This window comes from Pseudomonas sp. Pseusp18, assembly GCF_059506005.1.
Map to the genome: position 1 here is coordinate 5,577,741 of NZ_CP169240.1, position 19,895 is coordinate 5,597,635.

At 59.8% G+C, this 19,895-nt stretch carries 21 protein-coding genes; 8 read left to right on the forward strand and 13 right to left on the reverse strand.

What is annotated here, in order from left to right:
- Positions 1 to 117 precede the first annotated feature (117 nt).
- From cysN to ACEN9A_RS25060, 3 genes are all read right to left on the reverse strand, one after another.
- Positions 118 to 2,016: a sulfate adenylyltransferase subunit CysN gene (gene cysN, locus ACEN9A_RS25050; protein WP_018927190.1), complete on the reverse strand. Its 1,899-nt coding sequence runs from the start codon at positions 2,014 to 2,016 to the stop codon at positions 118 to 120.
- Between the two features lie 9 nt (positions 2,017 to 2,025).
- On the reverse strand, positions 2,026 to 2,943 hold the full coding sequence (gene cysD / locus ACEN9A_RS25055; RefSeq protein ID WP_007941268.1) for a sulfate adenylyltransferase subunit CysD: 918 nt from the start codon (positions 2,941 to 2,943) through the stop codon (positions 2,026 to 2,028).
- Between the two features lie 146 nt (positions 2,944 to 3,089).
- Positions 3,090 to 3,848, reverse strand: coding sequence for a Nif3-like dinuclear metal center hexameric protein (locus ACEN9A_RS25060; protein ID WP_018927191.1), 759 nt, complete (start codon positions 3,846 to 3,848; stop codon positions 3,090 to 3,092).
- A gap of 102 nt (positions 3,849 to 3,950) precedes the next feature.
- Here ACEN9A_RS25060 and algW point away from each other — a divergent pair, with 102 nt between their 5' ends.
- The 3 genes from algW (at position 3,951) to ACEN9A_RS25075 (ending at position 8,103) form a co-directional block, all read left to right on the forward strand.
- The gene (algW, locus tag ACEN9A_RS25065; protein WP_258671155.1) at positions 3,951 to 5,111 is read left to right on the forward strand and encodes a Do family serine endopeptidase AlgW; all 1,161 of its coding nucleotides are present in this window, start codon (positions 3,951 to 3,953) and stop codon (positions 5,109 to 5,111) included.
- A gap of 143 nt (positions 5,112 to 5,254) precedes the next feature.
- On the forward strand, positions 5,255 to 7,360 hold the full coding sequence (locus tag ACEN9A_RS25070; RefSeq protein WP_258671156.1) for a TonB-dependent siderophore receptor: 2,106 nt from the start codon (positions 5,255 to 5,257) through the stop codon (positions 7,358 to 7,360).
- A gap of 14 nt (positions 7,361 to 7,374) precedes the next feature.
- The gene (locus ACEN9A_RS25075; RefSeq protein WP_258671157.1) at positions 7,375 to 8,103 is read left to right on the forward strand and encodes a DUF4198 domain-containing protein; all 729 of its coding nucleotides are present in this window, start codon (positions 7,375 to 7,377) and stop codon (positions 8,101 to 8,103) included.
- Positions 8,104 to 8,152: 49 nt separating this feature from the next.
- On the opposite strand, the gene hisC is transcribed toward ACEN9A_RS25075, so the two are convergent.
- The 10 genes from hisC to ACEN9A_RS25125 form a co-directional block, all read right to left on the reverse strand.
- Positions 8,153 to 9,205: a histidinol-phosphate transaminase gene (hisC, locus tag ACEN9A_RS25080; protein ID WP_258671158.1), complete on the reverse strand. Its 1,053-nt coding sequence runs from the start codon at positions 9,203 to 9,205 to the stop codon at positions 8,153 to 8,155.
- A 2-nt stretch (positions 9,206 to 9,207) separates the two neighbouring features.
- Positions 9,208 to 10,533: a histidinol dehydrogenase gene (gene hisD / locus ACEN9A_RS25085; RefSeq protein WP_258671159.1), complete on the reverse strand. Its 1,326-nt coding sequence runs from the start codon at positions 10,531 to 10,533 to the stop codon at positions 9,208 to 9,210.
- Between the two features lie 125 nt (positions 10,534 to 10,658).
- Complete coding sequence (gene hisG / locus ACEN9A_RS25090) at positions 10,659 to 11,294, reverse strand: ATP phosphoribosyltransferase (RefSeq protein ID WP_007941260.1); 636 nt, start codon at positions 11,292 to 11,294, stop codon at positions 10,659 to 10,661.
- A gap of 126 nt (positions 11,295 to 11,420) precedes the next feature.
- Positions 11,421 to 12,686, reverse strand: coding sequence for a UDP-N-acetylglucosamine 1-carboxyvinyltransferase (gene murA, locus ACEN9A_RS25095; protein ID WP_018927195.1), 1,266 nt, complete (start codon positions 12,684 to 12,686; stop codon positions 11,421 to 11,423).
- A gap of 22 nt (positions 12,687 to 12,708) precedes the next feature.
- Positions 12,709 to 12,948 (reverse strand): BolA family protein, encoded by a 240-nt coding sequence (locus ACEN9A_RS25100; RefSeq protein WP_007941258.1) that lies wholly within the window; start codon positions 12,946 to 12,948, stop codon positions 12,709 to 12,711.
- Between the two features lie 114 nt (positions 12,949 to 13,062).
- Positions 13,063 to 13,368 (reverse strand): STAS domain-containing protein, encoded by a 306-nt coding sequence (locus ACEN9A_RS25105; RefSeq protein WP_018927197.1) that lies wholly within the window; start codon positions 13,366 to 13,368, stop codon positions 13,063 to 13,065.
- On the reverse strand, positions 13,365 to 14,018 hold the full coding sequence (locus ACEN9A_RS25110; RefSeq protein ID WP_019647660.1) for an MlaC/ttg2D family ABC transporter substrate-binding protein: 654 nt from the start codon (positions 14,016 to 14,018) through the stop codon (positions 13,365 to 13,367). The genes ACEN9A_RS25105 and ACEN9A_RS25110 overlap by 4 nt, the downstream gene beginning before the upstream one ends.
- Before the next feature lie 11 nt (positions 14,019 to 14,029).
- Positions 14,030 to 14,497, reverse strand: coding sequence for an outer membrane lipid asymmetry maintenance protein MlaD (mlaD, locus tag ACEN9A_RS25115; protein ID WP_019647659.1), 468 nt, complete (start codon positions 14,495 to 14,497; stop codon positions 14,030 to 14,032).
- Positions 14,497 to 15,294 (reverse strand): lipid asymmetry maintenance ABC transporter permease subunit MlaE, encoded by a 798-nt coding sequence (mlaE, locus tag ACEN9A_RS25120; protein WP_026286502.1) that lies wholly within the window; start codon positions 15,292 to 15,294, stop codon positions 14,497 to 14,499. Before mlaE ends, mlaD begins: the two co-directional genes overlap by 1 nt.
- Positions 15,294 to 16,103: an ATP-binding cassette domain-containing protein gene (locus ACEN9A_RS25125; RefSeq protein WP_019647658.1), complete on the reverse strand. Its 810-nt coding sequence runs from the start codon at positions 16,101 to 16,103 to the stop codon at positions 15,294 to 15,296. Before ACEN9A_RS25125 ends, mlaE begins: the two co-directional genes overlap by 1 nt.
- A 276-nt stretch (positions 16,104 to 16,379) precedes the next feature.
- Here ACEN9A_RS25125 and ACEN9A_RS25130 point away from each other — a divergent pair, with 276 nt between their 5' ends.
- From ACEN9A_RS25130 to lptB, 5 genes are read left to right on the forward strand one after another with little or no spacing between them, the layout of a single operon-like run.
- The gene (locus ACEN9A_RS25130; protein ID WP_064620295.1) at positions 16,380 to 17,354 is read left to right on the forward strand and encodes a KpsF/GutQ family sugar-phosphate isomerase; all 975 of its coding nucleotides are present in this window, start codon (positions 16,380 to 16,382) and stop codon (positions 17,352 to 17,354) included.
- A complete protein-coding gene (locus tag ACEN9A_RS25135) occupies positions 17,354 to 17,878 on the forward strand; it encodes a KdsC family phosphatase (RefSeq protein WP_064620298.1) in 525 nt (174 codons plus the stop codon). The genes ACEN9A_RS25130 and ACEN9A_RS25135 overlap by 1 nt, the downstream gene beginning before the upstream one ends.
- 7 nt (positions 17,879 to 17,885) lie before the next feature.
- Entirely contained in the window at positions 17,886 to 18,458 is a 573-nt protein-coding gene (gene lptC, locus ACEN9A_RS25140) for an LPS export ABC transporter periplasmic protein LptC (protein WP_258671160.1), read from the forward strand.
- A complete protein-coding gene (gene lptA, locus ACEN9A_RS25145; protein WP_018927205.1) occupies positions 18,445 to 18,990 on the forward strand; it encodes a lipopolysaccharide transport periplasmic protein LptA in 546 nt (181 codons plus the stop codon). The genes lptC and lptA overlap by 14 nt, the downstream gene beginning before the upstream one ends.
- Positions 18,990 to 19,715, forward strand: coding sequence for an LPS export ABC transporter ATP-binding protein (gene lptB, locus ACEN9A_RS25150; protein ID WP_018927206.1), 726 nt, complete (start codon positions 18,990 to 18,992; stop codon positions 19,713 to 19,715). The genes lptA and lptB overlap by 1 nt, the downstream gene beginning before the upstream one ends.
- The last annotated feature ends 180 nt before the right edge of the window (positions 19,716 to 19,895 follow it).

Genomic DNA, 19,895 nt, shown 5'->3' on the forward strand with positions numbered 1-19,895 from the left:
TCGGGTGTGCATCTTCCCTGTAGGAGCTGCCGCAGGCTGCGATCTTGACGATCAAAAGTACACAAAAAAGCCCGCAGATGATCACTCATCTGCGGGCTTTTTGTTTTCAGCTAACGCTTAGATCGCGCCACGCTTGCGCAGCAGATCCAGCACTTGCTTGACGCTTTCTTCCAGCGACAGCGACTGGGTGTCGATCACCAGATCGGCATCCAGCGGCACGTCGTACGGGAAGGATTCGCCCGGGATGTTGTCGCCACCCGCCGCGTACAGACCTTGCGGATCACGCTCGGCGCAGACCGTCGGCGAGGCCTGGACGTAGACCGTCAGCAGACGCTCCTTGCCGATCAGGTCCTTGGCCTGCTCACGACCTTCGGCACTCGGGGCAACGAACGCCGCCAGTGTCAGCAGGCCGGCTTCGTTGAACTGACGCGCAACGTGCGCCGCACGACGCCAATTCTCGGTGCGCCCGGCGCGATCCTGCGGCAGACCTTTGTTCAGGTCATGACGCAGGTTCTGGCCATCGAGTACAAACACCGCGCGCCCCATGTCGAACAGCTTGCGTTCAACCGCATACGCCAGGGTGCTTTTGCCAGCGCCCGACAGGCCGCTGAACAACACGGTGGCCGGTTGCTGACCGAAGCGCTGAGCGCGTTCTTCGGTGGCTACATGGGCCAGTTTGCCGTGGTGGGAGCTGCTGCCATGCGCCAGCGGCTGAGCGATGATCATGCCGGCCGCGACCGTGCCGTTGGTCAAACGGTCGATGACGATGAACGAACCCGTGGTGCGGTTGCTGTCGTAACCGTCCAGCGCAATGGCCGCGTCGAGGCTGATCTTGACCCGACCGATCTCGTTCAGCTGCAACGAGCTGGCAGGGCCTTCGGCCAAGGTGTTCACGTCCACGCGATTGACGATGCTGGTGATCGAGCCCGGCACGTAAGTCGTGGCGCGCTTGATGTCGTACTTCTTGCCCGGCAGCATCGGCTCTTCGGCCATCCACACCAGCATGGCGTCGAAGGCGTCGGTCACTTGCGGCTGGTTATCGGCGTGCACCAGCAAGTCGCCACGGGAAATGTCGATCTCGTCTTCCATGGTCAGCGTCACCGCTTGACCAGGGCCTGCATGCTCCAGCTCACCTTCGAAGGTGACAATGGATTTCACGCGGCTGCTCTTGCCCGACGGCAACACGACGACTTCGTCGCCCTTGTGCACGATGCCGCTGGCCAGGGTGCCGGCGAAACCACGGAAGTTCAGGTTCGGACGGTTGACGTACTGCACCGGGAAACGCAGGTCGGTGTAGTTGCGGTCGCTGGCGATTTCGACGGTTTCGAGGATTTCCATCAGCGACTGGCCGGTGTACCACGGCGAGCGCTCGGACTTGTTCACCACGTTGTCGCCCTTGAGCGCGGACATCGGCACGAATGCCATGGTGCTCGGCTTGAACGCGATGCCTTCGGCGAACTTCAGGTAATCGGCCTTGATCGACTCAAATACGCTTTCGTCGAAGCCGTTGAGGTCCATCTTGTTGATGGCGACCACGATGTGCTTGATGCCCAGCAACGAGGCGATAAAGCTGTGGCGACGGGTCTGGGTCTGCACGCCGTAACGGGCGTCGACCAGGATGATCGCCAGGTCACAGGTGGATGCACCGGTGGCCATGTTGCGGGTGTACTGCTCATGGCCGGGGGTATCGGCGATGATGAATTTGCGCTTGGCGGTAGAGAAATAGCGGTAGGCGACATCGATGGTGATGCCCTGCTCACGCTCGGCCTGCAAGCCGTCGACCAGCAACGCCAGGTCGATGTCTTCGCCGGTGGTGCCGACTTTTTTCGAGTCGCGGGTAATGGCTTCCAGATGATCTTCGTAGATCATTTTGGAGTCGTGCAGCAGGCGCCCGATCAGGGTGCTCTTGCCGTCGTCGACGTTGCCACAAGTCAGAAAGCGCAGCATTTCCTTGCGTTCATGCTGGCCCAGGTAGGCGAGGATGTCCTCGCTGATCAAATCAGATGCGTGCGACATGACAACCCCTTAGAAATAACCCTGACGTTTCTTTTCTTCCATGGAACCGGCGCCATCGTGATCGATGACTCGGCCCTGGCGTTCGGAAGTTCGCGTCAGGAGCATTTCCTGAATGATGTCGGTCAGGCTGGTGGCCTCAGACTCGACAGCACCGGTCAACGGGTAGTCGCCCAGTGTACGGAAACGGACCTTCTTCTTGACGATGCGCGCCTTGTCTTCGTCGCTCAGGTGATTGAGCAGGCGTTCGTCGTCGATCATGATCCAGGTGCCGTTCATCTCGATGACATCACGTTCGGCTGCGAAATACAGCGGCACGATCGGGATGCCTTCCAGGTAGATGTACTGCCAGATGTCCAGTTCGGTCCAGTTCGACAACGGGAATACGCGGATCGATTCACCCTTGTTGACCTTGCCGTTGTAGACGTTCCACAGCTCCGGGCGCTGGTTTTTCGGGTCCCAGCGGTGCTTGCTGTCACGGAACGAATACACGCGCTCTTTGGCACGGGACTTCTCTTCGTCGCGACGGGCGCCACCGAATGCGGCGTCGAAGCCGTACTTGTCGAGGGCCTGCTTGAGGCCTTCGGTCTTCATGATGTCGGTGTGCTTGGCACTGCCGTGGGTCAGCGGGTTGATACCCTGCGCAACACCCTCGGGGTTGACGTGTACCAGCAGGTCCAGGCCGAGCTCTTCGACCATGCGGTCGCGGAACGCGTACATTTCCTTGAACTTCCACTGGGTGTCGACGTGCATCACCGGAAACGGAAGTTTGCCCGGGAAGAATGCCTTGCGCGCAAGGTGCAGCATCACGGCGGAGTCTTTACCGACGGAGTACAGCATCACCGGGTTATCGAACTCGGCGGCGACCTCGCGGATGATGTGGATGCTTTCGGCCTCCAGCTGTTTCAGATGCGTCAGTTTGTCGACCATGGCTACTCACGAAAACGATCTTATGGACGGCCTGCGGGCCGTGTTCGAGCGGGGAATCCTAGCACAGCGCCCTCTTCTAATCAGGACGGCGGCTAGATCGAAAGGGTATATGAATATACCCCCTCGTTTGGGCTCCAGCCCTGTAGTCAAATCGGGTTCGGGCAATCGATGAAGATGTGCTCGAGGGCGAAACGTCGCGCCAGGTAATCACCCAAAGCCTGCACACCGTAACGCTCGGTGGCATGGTGGCCGGCGGCGATGAAACTGATATCGTTTTCCCGGGCGCTGTGGAACGTCTGCTCGGAGGCCTCGCCGCTGAGGTACAGATCGACACCGGCCAACACCGCCTGGTCAATGTAACCCTGCCCGCCACCGGTGCACCAGCCGACCCGACGAATCATCTCGCTGCCTTCGATCAGCAGCGGCTCGCGCCCCATGACTTCCTGTACCCGACGGGCAAAATCGCGGGGAGTCATCGGTTCGCTCAACGAGCCGACCAACCCGACGATTTTCAGGTTATCCGGATCCAGTGGGCCTTCGACGGTGATGTCCAATTGTCGGGCAAGCTGTACGTTGTTGCCGACTTCCGGGTGCAGGTCCAGCGGCAAGTGATAAGACAGCAGGCTGATGTCGTGCTTGAGCAGGGTTTTCAACCGGCGCTGCTTCATGCCGGTGATGCACGGGTTCTCGCCTTTCCAGAAATAGCCGTGATGCACCAGCACCAGATCGGCCTGGGCCTCCACCGCGGCGTCCAGCAACGCCTGGCTGGCGGTGACACCGCTGACGATGCGCATTACTTGCGGCCGGCCTTCGACCTGCAAGCCGTTGGGGCAGTAATCGGCGATCTTCGCACTTGCCAGGTAACGGTCGGCTTCTTCGACCAGGGTGCTCAGGGCGACGGCCATAAAAGACTCCTAAATATCCCGTTCAGAGGCGCGCGCGGCCTCGTATAATGCGCGACATTATGGGCGGTCTCATACCGCCTGCAACCTCTCAGGACGTGCTTAATGCTCAAGGCGCTGCGTTTTTCCGGCTGGCCGCTGTTGGCCGGCGTGCTTGTCGCTCTACTGATTATTCAGCGTTACCCGCAGTGGGTCGGGCTGCCAAGCCTCGACGTCAATCTGCAACAAGCCCCGCAAACCCTTGGTGTGCAGCAGGGCCCGGTGTCCTATGCCGATGCGGTGACCACGGCTGCGCCGTCGGTGGTCAACCTTTACACCACCAAAGTGGTCAACAAACCGAGCCATCCGCTGTTTGAAGACCCGCAGTTCCGCCGCTTCTTCGGCGACAACTCGCCCAAGCAGAAGCGCATGGAGTCGAGCCTCGGTTCGGGCGTGATCATGAGCCCGGAAGGTTACCTGCTGACCAACAACCACGTGACCAGCGGTGCCGACCAGATCGTGGTGGCGCTCAAGGATGGTCGTGAAACCCTGGCCCGGGTCATCGGCAGCGACCCGGAAACCGACCTCGCGGTATTGAAGATCGACCTGAAAAACCTGCCGTCGATCACCGTCGGCCGTTCCGACAACCTGCGCATCGGCGACGTGGCCCTGGCCATCGGCAACCCGTTCGGCGTCGGCCAGACCGTGACCATGGGGATCATCAGTGCCACCGGGCGCAATCAGTTGGGCCTGAACAACTACGAAGACTTCATCCAGACCGACGCCGCGATCAACCCCGGCAACTCCGGTGGTGCGCTGGTGGACGCCAACGGCAACCTGACCGGCATCAACACGGCGATCTTCTCCAAGTCCGGCGGCTCGCAAGGCATCGGCTTCGCGATCCCGGTCAAACTGGCGATGGAAGTGATGAAGTCGATCATCGAACACGGCCAGGTGATTCGCGGCTGGCTCGGCATCGAAGTGCAACCGTTGAGTCAGGAACTGGCGGAGTCGTTTGGCCTGTCGGGACGCCCGGGCATTGTGGTCGCGGGGATTTTCCGTGACGGCCCAGCGCAGAAGGCCGGCCTGCAACTGGGCGACGTGATCCTCAGCATCGATGGTGAACCGGCTGGCGATGGTCGCAAGTCAATGAACCAGGTGGCGCGCATCAAGCCAACCGACAAGGTCACGATCCAGGTCATGCGCAACGGCAAAGAGCTCAAGCTCACCGCAGAAATCGGTCTGCGTCCGCCACCGGCACCGGTCCAGGAAAAAGAAGAACAGTAAGCCGTAGGAGCTGCCGAAGGTTCGGGCCGCGTTCGGACGATCTTTTACGCCCTCGAAAGCTCCACCGCTCCAAAGCCGTTAACGGCAGACATTCTCATTAGGCATGTTATATTGTTTCAATATCACTATTGGAACAACATAACATGTCGTCTCGAACAATGGCTTCCCTCGCAGGCCTGGCCCTCGGTCTGCTGGGAGATCCGGTCTTCGCCGAAGAACCCCAAACCGTTGAACTGGACGCCATCAGCGTCACCTCCGACTACGAATCCCCCACCGGCTCGGTCAAGGGCTATCGCGCGACACGTTCTTCCAGCGCGACCAAAACCGACACCGCCCTTCGCGACATCCCGCAATCGATCAGCGTGATTCCTGTCAGTGTGCTCAAGGATTTGGGCAGCACCAGCGTCGAGCGCGCCCTGGATTTTGCCGGCGGGGTGTCGAAGCAGAACAACTTTGGCGGCCTGACGCTTTACGAATACAGCGTGCGCGGCTTCACCACCTCGGAGTTCTACAAGGACGGTTTCAGCGCCAACCGCGGCTATCCGAGCACGCCGGACGTGGCCAACATCGAACGCATCGAAGTGCTCAAAGGCCCGGCCGCCAGCCTCTATGGGCGTGGCGATCCGGGCGGCACGGTGAACATTGTCACCAAGAAACCCCAGCCCGAAGCCTTCACCACCCTGCAGACCAGCGCCGGCAGCTGGGATCGTTATCGCACCGCCGTGGACGTCAACACGCCGCTGGATGATGCCGGCAACGTTCTGTCCCGGGTGAACCTGGCCGTCGAGGACAACCACAGCTTTCGCGATCACGTCGACAGCCAGCGTGTGTTCGTTGCTCCGTCGTTCAGCTGGCAGCTGAATCCGGACACCAGCCTGTTGGTGGAGAGCGAGTTGGTCCGCCACAGTTCGACATTCGATCGCGGCGTCGTCGCGCCGAACAATAAGTGGAGCGGCGTCTCCCGCTCGACCTTCCTCGGCGAACCCAACGACGGCAACATCGACAACCACAACAACCTGCTGCAAGCCACCCTCGAACACCAACTCAACGACCGCTGGAAACTGCGCCTGGCCAGCCATTACAAGGAAGGCAAGCTCTGGGGCTTCGCCTCCGAAAATCGGCCATTGAACGCCGACGGCCATACCATCAACCGTCGCTACCGCGAGCGCGACACCAACTGGCACGACAGCATCACCCAACTCGAACTGCGCGGCCTGTTCGACATCGGCAGTTGGCAACACGAACTGCTGATCGGCAGCGAGTACGAAAACTTCCGCAAGAACGAACGGGTCACGACCATTGCCGGCGGCCCCTACGCCATCGATATCTATCGGCCGATCTACGGCCAGCCGAAACCCGATGGTGCGCGCTCCGGGACCGACTTCTTCGAGCACGTCGAAAGCCAGGCGCTGAACCTGCAGGACCAGATCGTCTTCACCGACAAACTGCGCGGCATGCTCGGTGTGCGCTTCGAACATTTCGAACAGCGCATCGACGATCACAGCCGCGGCACGACCAGCCACCAGCGCCACGACGCGCTGACTCAACGGGCTGGCCTGCTCTACCAACTGACGCCCGAAGTGGGACTGTTCGCCAACGCCTCCACTTCGTTCAAACCGAACAATGGCCTGGACGCTGCCGGTAAGTCCTTCGACCCGGAAGAAGGTGTCGGCTACGAAGTCGGGATCAAGAGCGAGCTGTTTGACGATCGCTTGAGCAGCACCCTCGCCGCCTTTCATATCGACAAGGAAAACGTCCTGGCCCTCGACCCGAGCACCGACTCCAGCCGGGCCATGGGCAAGGCCCGCAGTCAGGGTGTCGACCTGCAAGTCACCGGGCAAGTCACCGACGCCGTGAGAGTGATTGGTGCCTTTGCTTACATCGATGCCGAAGTCACCCAAGGCGACAAGGTGACTCCCACCGGCAGCCGAATTCTCGGCGTAGCCAAACGCAGCGGCAGTTTGCTGGGGGTTTATGAGTTTCAGGATGGCCATCTGCGCGGCTCGGACCTCGGCGCCGCGTTCACCTATGTCGGTGATCGCTCGGGTGAAGCCGGCAGCGATTTCGAACTGCCCGCCTACCACACCGTCGACCTGCTGGCCCATTACAAGGCCAGCGAAAACGTCACCGTGGGCCTGAACCTGAACAACCTTTTCGACGAGAAATACTTCGAGCGCTCCTACAGCAACTACTGGGTCAACCCCGGCGAGCCGCGCAATTTCACTGTCAGCCTGACACTCAATCTGTAAAGGGAAAAATCACCATGCAACACGCTAAATCACTGGTTCTGCTGGGTCTGTTCGGCGCGATGTTCGCCTCTCACGTCTCGGCCCACGGCCTGTGGACCGAACAACGTCGCGGCAACATCGAAGTCATCTACGGCCACGGCGCCGAAGACAACGCCTTCAAGGCGCAGAAAATCAGCGGCGCCTGGGCCTATGACGCCAGCGGCAAAATGATCCCGGTGAGCGTGCTACGCCTGGCCGACCACGCCCGCCTGCAACCGTTGAAATCGCCGGCGGTGATGGCCGTGGCGCTGAACAATGGCATGTGGTCGCAGACCGCCGATAAAAAATGGATCAACGAAGGACGCAGCAAAGTGCCTGGGGCGATCGAGTCGACCCAGACCTTCAAATACAGCCTGGCGATTTACCAGCCGGGGGCGAAGCTGCCGAAGCTCGATCAGATAAAACTGCTGATTCTGCCGGAGGTTGATCCGCTGACCGTCGGGCCGGGGAAATCGTTGCCGGTTCGAGTGCTACTCGATGGCAAACCAGCGGCGGGTGTGAAGTTGGTGGGCGACTATCGCAGCGCGCCGGATACCTTGAGCACCGAGACCGACGCAGATGGCCGGGCGCAAGTATTGGTGCGTAATGAAGGGTTGAATGTGATTGCGGCGCAGGTGGAAATCCCGCTAAAGGACAATGCTGATGTGGCGACGCGTGGGCTCTTCAGCTCGTTGACGTTCCTCGGCGAACCGCATCACGAGTAACACACCAAACCCAGTAGGAGCGAGCGTTGCTCGCTCCTACTGGATCAGTTTAGAGATCGCCGAGGCCGTCGATCAGTGCCTGATTCTGCTCCGGCGCGCCGATGGAAATCCGCAGGAACTGGGCAATCCGCTCCTGCTTGAAGTGCCGAACGATCACGCCCTGCTCACGCAACTTCGCCGCCAGCCCCGCCGCATCGTGCTTCGGGTGACGGGCGAAAATGAAGTTCGCCGCCGACGGCAACACTTCAAACCCCTTCGCCTCCAGTTGCGCGACCACTTGCTCGCGACTCTCGATGACCAACCGGCAAGTCTTGTCGAAATACTCGCGATCTTCGAACGCCGCCGCAGCCCCCACAATCGCCAGGCGATCCAGCGGGTAGGAGTTGAAGCTGTTCTTGATCCGCTCCAGTGCCTCGATCAGGTCCGGGTGCCCCACGGCCAGGCCAACCCGCAGGCCGGCCAGGGAACGGGATTTGGACAGGGTCTGCGTCACCAACAGGTTCGGATAACGGTCCACCAGCGTGATCGCCGTTTCACCGCCGAAGTCGATGTAAGCCTCATCCACCACGACCACCGAATCCGGGCTGGCCTTGAGGATTCGCTCAACAGCGTCCAGCGCCAACAGGCAACCGGTCGGCGCATTCGGGTTCGGGAAGATGATCCCGCCGTTCGGCTTGGCATAGTCCGCCGGGTTGATCTGGAACTGCTCGTCCAGCGCAACCGCATCGAACTTGATGCCATACAACCCGCAGTAAACCGGGTAGAAGCTGTAGCTGATGTCCGGGAACAGCAGCGGTTTATCGTGCTGCAGCAAACCGTGAAAGATGTGCGCCAGGACTTCATCGGAACCGTTACCGAGGAACACCTGATTGCCCTGCACGCCGTAGTACTTGGCAACAGCTTGCTTGAGCAGGTCGCTGTTCGGGTCCGGGTACAGACGCAGGTTGTCGTTCAGTTCGGTCTGCATCGCCGCCAGGGCTTTTGGCGATGGACCGTACGGGTTTTCGTTGGTGTTGAGCTTCACCAGCTTTGCCAGTTTCGGCTGTTCGCCCGGCACATAAGGCACCAGATTCTTGACGAACGGGCTCCAGAATTTACTCATGCTCAGTTCCCCTGCTTGTCATCAAGAATGCGGTATTCAGCACTGCGGGCGTGAGCGCTCAGCGATTCGCCACGGGCCAGTACGGAGGCGGTCTTGCCCAGTTCGGAGGCACCCTGCTCGGAGCAGAAGATGATCGACGAACGTTTCTGGAAGTCGTAAACACCCAGCGGCGAGGAGAAGCGCGCAGTGCCGGAGGTCGGCAATACGTGGTTCGGACCTGCGCAGTAGTCGCCCAGGGCCTCGGAAGTGTGGCGGCCCATGAAGATCGCGCCGGCGTGACGGATCTGCGGCAGCCAGGCCTGCGGATCGGCGACCGACAGCTCCAGGTGCTCCGGGGCAATGCGGTTGGCCACTTCGATGGCCTGTTCCATGTCGCGAACCTTGATCAGCGCACCACGGCCATTGATCGAGGTTTCGATGATCTCGGCGCGTTCCATGGTTGGCAGCAGTTTGGCGATGCTTGCCGCGACCTTGTCGAGGAACTCGGCGTCCGGGCTGACCAGAATCGCCTGGGCATCTTCGTCGTGCTCGGCCTGGGAGAACAGGTCCATGGCGATCCAGTCCGGATCGGTCTGACCGTCGCACACCACCAGAATCTCCGACGGGCCAGCGATCATGTCGATGCCGACCTGGCCGAACACGTGGCGCTTGGCGGTGGCGACATAGATGTTGCCCGGGCCAACCACTTTGTCGACCTTCGGCACGCTTTCGGTGCCGTAAGCCAGCGCCGCAACCGCCTGGGCGCCGCCGATGGTGAACACCCGGTCGACGCCGGCGATGCAGGCTGCGGCCAGCACCAGTTCGTTGACTTCACCGCGCGGAGTCGGCACGACCATGACCACTTCGGTCACGCCCGCCACCTTGGCCGGAATCGCGTTCATCAGCACCGAGGACGGGTAGGACGCCTTGCCGCCCGGCACGTACAGACCGGCGCGATCCAGTGGCGTGACCTTCTGGCCCAGCACCGTGCCATCGGCTTCGGTGTAGCTCCAGGAGTCCTGTTTCTGCTTTTCGTGGTAGCTGCGCACACGGGTCGCGGCTTTTTCCAGGGCTTCGCGCTGAGGCACGGTGATGCGGGTCAATGCCAGTTCCAGGCGTTCACGCGGCAGAATCAAGTCCGCCATGGACGCCACTTGCAGGCCGTCGAACTTCTGGGTGAACTCGACCACCGCCGCATCGCCGCGATCACGCACGGCCTTGATGATATCCAGCACCCGCTGATTGACCGAGTCGTCAGACACACTTTCCCAGCTCAGCAGATGATCCAGATGATGTGCGAAATCCGGGTCAGCAGCGTTGAGTCGGCGAATTGCAGTCGGTGCGGTCATAGCGAGAGCCTCATAGGAATGGCAAAAACTCGGGCGCCCTAAGCTAGCCGTTGATCCGCTTGGGCACCCGAGAATTCTGGCTATGAGGCGGATAGACGGGCGCGACTCAAGGTCGCGCAGGTGAATCAGCCGCGGTGTCGAGACTCCACTGCCTTGCGCAGGGTGTCGATCAACGCCTGGATACGGGCATGCTGCATTTTCATCGACGCCTTGTTGACGATCAGACGGGAGCTGATGGCAGCGATGAAATCCTGTGGTTCCAGGCCATTGGCCCGGAGCGTGTTACCGGTGTCGACCACGTCGATGATCTTGTCCGCCAGACCGATCAGCGGCGCCAGTTCCATCGAGCCGTAGAGCTTGATGATGTCGACCTGACGACCCTGTTCGGCATAGTAGCGCTTGGCGACGTTGACGAACTTGGTGGCAATGCGCAGACGGCCCTTGGGCTCGACTGCGCCGACTTTACCGGCCGTCATCAGTTTGCACTGGGCGATTTGCAGGTCCAGTGGCTCGTACAGACCCTGGCCGCCGTATTCCATCAGCACGTCTTTACCGGCGACGCCCAGGTCGGCGGCACCATGCTCGACATAGGTCGGCACATCGGTGGCACGCACGATCAGCAAGCGCACATCGGCCTGGGTCGTGGGGATGATCAGCTTGCGGCTCTTGTCCGGATTCTCGGTCGGCACGATGCCCGCTTCAGCCAGAAGCGGCAAGGTGTCGTCAAGGATGCGGCCCTTGGACAGTGCGATAGTCAACATGGGAAACGTCAGTCCTTATCAAGGTACTCATGCCCGGACGCAAATGGCGCCGGACACACATCGAGCCTGAAACAGACTCGACTTCAACAAATCAACGGGCACGTCCCTGCGCCCATGCAGCAGAAACTAGCCCGGTACGCGGCGGATCTTGGCGCCGAGCATCTGCAGTTTCTCTTCGATGCACTCGTAACCACGGTCGATGTGGTAGATGCGGTCGATCAGGGTATCGCCTTCGGCGATCAGCGCCGAGATCACCAGGCTGGCCGAAGCACGCAGGTCGGTGGCCATGACTGGCGCGCCCTTGAGCTTTTCGATGCCGGTGACGATGGCGGTGTTGCCCTCGACCTGGATATGCGCGCCCATGCGGTGCAGTTCGTAAACGTGCATGAAACGGTTTTCGAAGATCGTCTCGATCACCGCACCGGTGCCTTCGGCAATGGCGTTGAGGGAGATGAACTGCGCCTGCATGTCGGTCGGGAACGCCGGGTAAGGAGCGGTCCGCACGTTGACGGCTTTCGGCCGCTTGCCGTGCATGTTCAGCTCGATCCAGTCTTCACCGGTGGTGATTTCGGCGCCGGATTCACGAAGTTTTTCCAGAACAGCTTCGAGGATGGTCGGATCGGTGTCCTTGACCTTCACACGCCCGCCGGTGACCGCTGCCGCCACCAGATAGGTGCCGGTCTCGATACGGTCAGGCATCACTTTGTAAGTGGTCGTGTGCAGACGCTCGACGCCATCGATGGTGATGGTGTCGGTGCCGGCGCCGGAAACCTTCGCGCCCATGGCGTTCAGGAAGTTCGCCAGGTCGACGACTTCAGGCTCGCGAGCGGCGTTGGCCAGAACGCTGCGGCCCTTGGCCAGAGCGGCCGCCATCATGATGTTCTCGGTACCGGTCACGCTGACGGTGTCGAAGAAGAAGTGCGCACCGCGCAGGCCGCCTTCAGGGGCCTTGGCCTTGATGTAGCCGCCTTCGACGTCGATGACCGCGCCCATGGCTTCAAGACCACGGATGTGCAGGTCAACCGGACGCGAACCGATGGCGCAACCGCCAGGCAGTGCAACTTCGGCTTCACCGAAACGGGCAACCATCGGGCCCAGCACCAGGATCGAGGCGCGCATGGTTTTAACCAGTTCGTACGGCGCGATCAAGGTCTTGATGGTGCGTGGGTCGATTTCGACGCTGAGTTTCTCGTCGATCACAGGTTCAATGCCCATGCGACCGAACAGCTCGATCATGGTGGTGATGTCGTGCAGGTGCGGCAGGTTGGCCACGGTCACCGGGCCATCGCACAGCAAGGTGGCAGCCAGGATCGGCAGGGCAGAGTTCTTTGCCCCGGAAATGCGGATCTCGCCATCAAGACGAGCGCCACCGGTAATAATCAATTTATCCATAAGAATCTCGACGCCCTTGGGCTCAGGTGCGCTCGGCCCAGGCCGCGCTGCTGAAAAATTTCATAGTGACCGCATGGATGCTGCCATCGACAATCCACGGGTTCAAATGGGCATAGATGCTCTGCTGACGCTTCACCGGGCTCAACGCCGCCAGTTCATCGCTAATCACGTTCAGCTGAAAGTTGCAGCCTTCGCCCTCAACTTCTACCTGAGCTCCGGGCAGCTTTCCTTCAAGAAAGCTCTTCACTTCGTTGGCCTGCATGCTCAACCTCAATCGGCGCCCTGTGCGCGCGGGTCGGACATCATACAAAAAAGCCCCGCGCCTGCGAACCCCGCGAAGCAGGACTCTGACGGGGGGCTTCTTTATAGATGCGGTTCAGGGGTGCGCCAACAGCTCGGTCAACTCACTGACCTGAGCGATTTTGCGCATGTCTTCGGGCATCGCGCGAATGCTCACGGCCTTGCCGGCCACCTGAGCATCGCGCATGAAGCACAGCAGCAGCGACAAGCCGACACTGCTGGACTTCTCCACTGCGGAGCAATCGACCACCAGCGCAGGCGCCTTGCTGGATTTGATCAGTACCTGCCCCTGCTTGCGCAAGTTCGGGCCGGTCCGGTAATCCAGCACACCGCTGAGCAGCAGCTCGCCGGTTTCGCTCATGCGAATGGCCGACTCACTCATTGGGCTTTCTTCTCGACAGCTTTTTCGGTGTTTTCCTTGGCTTTGGCGACTTCCCCGGCCCAACCATTGATGGTCTTGTCCAGGTCGTTGCCATTGCGCTGCATCGCATCAGCGAACTGATCGCGGAACAGCTTGCCGATATTGATGCCGTTGATGATGACGTTACGCAGCTTCCATTCGCCGTTGATCTTTTCGAGTGTGTAAGACACAGGATAGATCGCGCCGCTGCTGCCTTTGACCGTCATGCCAACGCTGGTACGGTCTCCCGATTCATCCTTGGCAGGCTCAACAGTGATGCCCTGGTTGTTGTATTCGAGCAATGCGTTGCCATAAAACTGGAACAGGCCCTTTTTGAAGTTTTCTTCAAACGTCTTCATTTGCTCGGGCGTTGCTTTGCGCGAGTATTTGACGGTCATGATGCTTTTGGAAATGCCCTCGGCATCCACCACGGGGCCGACGATGGTATTCAACGCCGTATAAAAGTCTTGTGGATCCTGCTTGTACTTCTCTTTATTGGCCGACAGGTCGGCGAGCATCCGGGTCGTGGTGTCCTGAACCAGATCGTGCGCCGACTGCGCCGCCACAGCGTTAGCCATCAACGGCAAGGCCGCGAGCAATATCAACAGGCCACGTCGCAAGATAGAGATCATTGAAAAGCTCCTCATTTGGCGTCTTTGCTAACGGTATTGAGCAGAAATTTACCAATCAGGTCCTCGAGCACCAGCGACGACTGCGTGTCGTGGATGGTTCCACCATCCTTGAGCAGGGTTTGTTCCCCGCCCACGCTGATACCGATGTATTTCTCACCCAACAGGCCAGCGGTCAGGATAGATGCAGTGGAGTCAGTCGGCAGGTTATCTACGCGCTTTTCCAGTTGCATGGTCACCCGACCGGTGAAGCTGTCGCGATCCAGATCGATCGCCGTGACCTTGCCGATGGTCACACCAGCCATGGTCACTTTAGCTCTGACCGTCAAACCGGCGATATTATCGAAATATGCATAAAGTTTATAAGTGTCGGTGCTCGGGCTCGGGGACAGGCCACTGACCCGCAACGCAAGCAACAGCAAAGCCAGGATGCCAGCCAGCAAGAAAAGGCCGACACCGATTTCCAGGGTGCGGTTTTGCATCAGAAATCTCCAAACATCAAGGCGGTCAGAATAAAGTCCAGGCCGAGTACCGCCAAAGAGGCGTACACCACGGTCTTGGTAGTGGCACGACTGATCCCCTCGGAAGTGGGCTCGCAGTCATAGCCTTGGAATACGGCGATCCAGGTCACGACGAAGGCAAAAACGATGCTTTTGATAATGCCGTTAAGCACATCGTCGACAAACGTCACGCTGTTTTGCATGTTCGACCAGTAGGAACCTTCATAGACACCCAGCCAGTCGACGGCCACCCACGAACCACCCCAGATACCCACCACGCTGAAAATCATTGCCAGCACCGGCAGGGAAATGAAGCCGGCCCACAGGCGCGGGGCAATGATGTATTTGAGCGGGTCAACCCCGATCATTTCCAGACTGGACAGTTGCTCGGTGGACTTCATGTTGCCGATTTCGGCGGTCAGCGCCGAACCCGCACGCCCGGCGAACAGCAAGGCCGTGACGACCGGCCCCAGTTCACGCAGCAGCGTCAGCGCAACCATCTGCCCGACAGCCTGCTCCGAGCCATAGCTGGACAGGATGTTGAAGCCCTGCAGCGCCAGCACCATGCCGATGAACACCCCGGAGACCACGATGATCACCAGGGACATCACGCCAACCGAATGCAGTTGCTTGACCAGCAGGCCAAAACTGCCGCCGATGCCACCGCGACCGAGCAAGGCATGAAACAGGAACAGCGCCGAACGCCCGAACACCGCCAGCACATCGATGCCGGCGTGGCCGAAACGGCGCACTCTTTCTATTAATGAAATCTTGCGCATCAGCGCTTCCCCAGAAGATCTGCGCGGTAATCCGTCGCTGGAAAGTGGTATGCGACCGGGCCGTCGGGTTCGCCAGTCATGAACTGGCGAATCCGTGGTTCCTGCGAATTCATCAATTCCTTGGGTGTGCCCTGCCCCAACACTTGCCCGTCGCCCACCACAATGATGTAGTCGGCGATGCTCGCGGTCTCGGCCAGATCATGGGAGACCACGATGCTGGTGATGCCCAGCGCATCGTTGAGCAGGCGGATCAGGCGCACCAGCACGCCCATGGCGATCGGATCCTGGCCGACAAAAGGCTCGTCATACATGAGAATCTGCGGATCGAGGGCAATCGCCCGGGCCAGAGCGACTCGACGCTTCATGCCGCCGGACAGTTCGTCAGGCATCAGGTCAATGGCGCCACGCAAGCCCACGGCCTGCAATTTGAGCAGGACAATATCGCGAATCATCTCTTCCGGCAGCGTGGTATGAACACGCAGCGGAAAGGCGACGTTCTCGAATACATCGAGATCGGTAAACAGCGCGCCGCTCTGAAACAGCACGCCCATGTGCTTGCGCGCATCGAACAAATCGCTGCGCGACAACGTTGGCAGGTTCTGGCCATTGACCCAGACTTCGCCGCTGGTGGGGCGCAATTGGGCCCCCATCAACCGCAACAGCGTGGTCTTGCCACACCCGGAAGGCCCCATGATGCCGGTGACCTTGCCGCGTGGTATGCGGATATCGATGTTATTGAAAATGCTGCGCGCACCGCGCTTGAAGGTCAGTCCCTTCAGCTCGACCGCGTAGGCGTTATCGGCACTCATCTAAACTCCTTGCGATGCAGCCTCTCACTCGGACGCCTGGCCTTCTGACGAAAGCACATACCTCCCCGGGCAGGCCGAACTGGCGGCGAACTATATCACTGCAAAGGCCAAGCGCCCAAGGCCCAAGCCGGGCACGTTCAGCAACGTGACCACCTGAAATCATCTATTTAGAGGGTTTCGGTAACAAGGAATGACAAACCGCGACGAACTTGCGTGAGGGTTTTGATCATTACCGTTATAATCGCCGCCTTTTCATCAGGCTATACGATTTCTGACATGAGCCAATCCAGCGACCTGATTCAATCTGCACAACGCACCATCCGTCTCGAACTGGAAGCCGTGCAAGGCTTGTTACCCCATATCGACGCAGATTTCGTACGCGCTTGCGAGATGATTCTGGCCAGCAAAGGCCGCGTAGTCGTGGTCGGCATGGGCAAATCGGGGCACATCGGCAACAAGATCGCCGCCACCCTGGCCAGCACCGGCACCACGGCGTTCTTCGTGCATCCAGCCGAAGCCAGCCACGGCGACATGGGCATGATCACGCGTGACGACATCATCCTGGCACTGTCGAACTCCGGCTCCACCAATGAAATCGTTACCCTGCTGCCACTGATCAAGCGCCTGGGCATCAAATTGATCAGCGTCACCGGCAATCCCGACTCGGCACTGGCCAAGGCTGCCGAGGTCAACCTCAACGTTCACGTCGAGCACGAAGCCTGCCCGCTGAACCTGGCGCCAACCTCATCGACCACCGCCGCTCTGGTGATGGGCGATGCCCTGGCGGTGGCGCTGCTGGAAGCCCGCGGTTTTACCGCTGAAGATTTCGCTTTTTCCCACCCAGGCGGCGCACTTGGCCGACGCTTGCTTCTGAAAGTGGAAAACGTCATGCACGCCGGGCAAGAGCTGCCGCAGGTTCAGCGCGGCACCCTGCTCAAGGACGCATTGATGGAAATGACCCGCAAGGGCCTGGGCATGACCGTGATTCTGGAAGCCAACGGTAAACTTGCCGGGATCTTCACCGACGGCGATCTGCGTCGCACCCTGGACCGCAGCATCGACATCCACAGCGCCACCATCGAGCAGGTGATGACCGCCCACGGCAAGACCGCACGTGCCGAGATGCTGGCTGCCGAGGCGTTGAAAATCATGGAAGACCACAAGATCAATGCACTGGTCGTGGTCGACAGCGAAGACCGCCCGGTCGGCGCCCTGAACATGCACGATTTGCTGCGCGCTGGAGTAATGTAATGAGCACGGACCTGCTGCAACGCGGCAAACAGATCAAACTGGCGGTATTCGACGTCGACGGCGTACTGACCGACGGGCGCCTGTACTTCCTCGAAGACGGCAGCGAATTCAAGACTTTCAACACCCTCGACGGCCAAGGCATCAAGATGTTGATGGCAGCCGGCGTGCAGACCGCTATCATCAGCGGACGCAAGACCCCGGTGGTCGAACGACGAGCCAGGAACCTCGGCATTCCACACCTGTACCAGGGTCGCGAAGACAAACTGGTGGTGCTCGACGAGCTCCTTGCCCAACTCAACCTGAACTATGAACAAGTGGCCTACCTCGGCGACGACCTGCCGGACCTGCCGGTGATTCGCCGCGTCGGTCTGGGCATGGCCGTGGCCAACGCCGCCAGCTTCGTGCGCGAACACGCCCACGGCATCACCCAGGCCCGTGGCGGCGAGGGTGCCGCGCGCGAATTCTGCGAATTGATCCTGCGCGCCCAGGGCCGCCTCGATGCGGCCAACGCCGCGTACCTGTGAGCCCATCATGCTGAGCAAAAAGATTCGCAACATCCTGATATTCGGTTGCATCGCGGCGCTATTCGCAGCGGTCGGCTACTGGAACATCAGCCCGGAACGCTTCCTCGATAAGCCAGTGGTCAAGGTCGATGAAAGCGCGATCGACTATTACGCCATCAACGCCCACAGCGTGCAGTACCTGCCGGACGGCAAATTGCAGTACGAAATGACGTCCGACAAGGTCGAACACCTGAAGGCGACGGAAGTGACGTTGCTGTCCAACCCTGACCTGAACATGTTTCGTGGCACCGAATTCCCTTGGCACGTCCAGAGCGAACGCGGCGAAGTCAACGCGGACGGCACCCAGGTCGAGCTGATCGACTCGGTACGTATCACGCGTTTCGACGAAAAAAACCGTAAAACCCTGATTACCACCACCCGTATGACAGTGTTCCCGCAGCAGCAATATGCGCAGACCGATCAACCCGTTAGAATCGACGGCGCCGGCGGTGTATCGACAGGCAACGGAATGAAAGCGTACTTGAAAGAAAGCAGGATACACCTGCTATCGAACGTAAGAGGACAGTATGAGGCTCGTTAAAACCCTCCCTATTTTGCTCAGTCTGAGCGCAGCACTGGGAAGCGTGAGCGCCTGGGCTCTGCCGACCGATCAAGCGCAGCCTATCCGCATTCAGGCCGACGACGCCCAACTGGACGACAAGAACGGTGTTGCCACCTATAAAGGTGATGTGATCATCACTCAGGGCTCGATGAAGGTCACCGGCAACACCGTGACCATCACTCGCACCCCGACTGGCGACATCGACGTGGTGACCTCGGTGGGCAACCTGGCGTACTTCGAGCAGTTGCAAACAGCTGGCGACACCAAGCCTGTTCAGGGTTGGGGCGTGACCATCCAATATCACGCCGCGCAAAACCGCGTCGTACTGATCGACAAGGCCAAAGTTGTCGACAAGGACAACAACGTCACCCAGGGCGAAAAAATCGTCTATGACACGGTGAAAAAACTCGCCAGCGCCGGTCGCGCCACGGGCAGCAAGGTCACCGAGACACGTCCGCGTATCGACATGGTGATCCAGCCGAAGAAGAAAACCGACGAGAAAACCCAGTAATGGCAACTCTGAAAGCTCAGCATCTGGCCAAGAGCTACAAGAGCCGCCAGGTCGTGCGTGACGTCAGCCTGTCCATCGACAGCGGCCAGATCGTCGGCCTGCTTGGCCCCAACGGCGCCGGCAAAACCACCTGTTTCTACATGATCGTGGGTCTGGTACAAGCCGATCAGGGTCGCGTACTGATCGACGACCTGGACGTCAGCCACCAGCCGATGCACGGTCGTGCGAAGGCCGGTATCGGCTATCTTCCGCAAGAAGCGTCGATCTTCCGCAAACTGTCAGTGACCGACAACATCATGGCCATCCTCGAGACCCGCAAGGAACTCGACAAGGCCGGTCGCCGCAAAGAGCTGGAAAGCCTGCTGCAGGAGTTTCACATCCACCACATCCGTGACAGCCTTGGCATGAGCCTGTCCGGTGGTGAACGCCGTCGAGTGGAAATCGCCCGGGCACTGGCCACCAACCCGAAATTCATCCTCCTCGACGAACCCTTCGCCGGCGTGGATCCGATCTCGGTGGGCGACATCAAGCAGATCATCCATCACCTCAAGGCCAAAGGCATTGGCGTGCTGATCACTGACCACAACGTCCGTGAAACCCTGGACATCTGCGAAACCGCCTACATCGTCAACGATGGCCAGCTGATCGCCGAAGGCGACTCCGCCACCATCCTGGCCAACGAACTGGTCAAGGAAGTGTATCTGGGCCATGAGTTCCGCCTGTAAGCGCTGAGGTGCCTGGCCAGTCGCCTCGGTGCTCATCTCAATAAAAAATCAATAGTTTTTTATTGTTACAGCGCTCTAGGCAAACACTTCAGTTTCAGGCATATAATTTGCTTATGTTTGGCGCTTCGGCGCCCTGTAGTGGATGGCGCATGTGCGCCGGCGAATAAGGTGTTAAGCCCC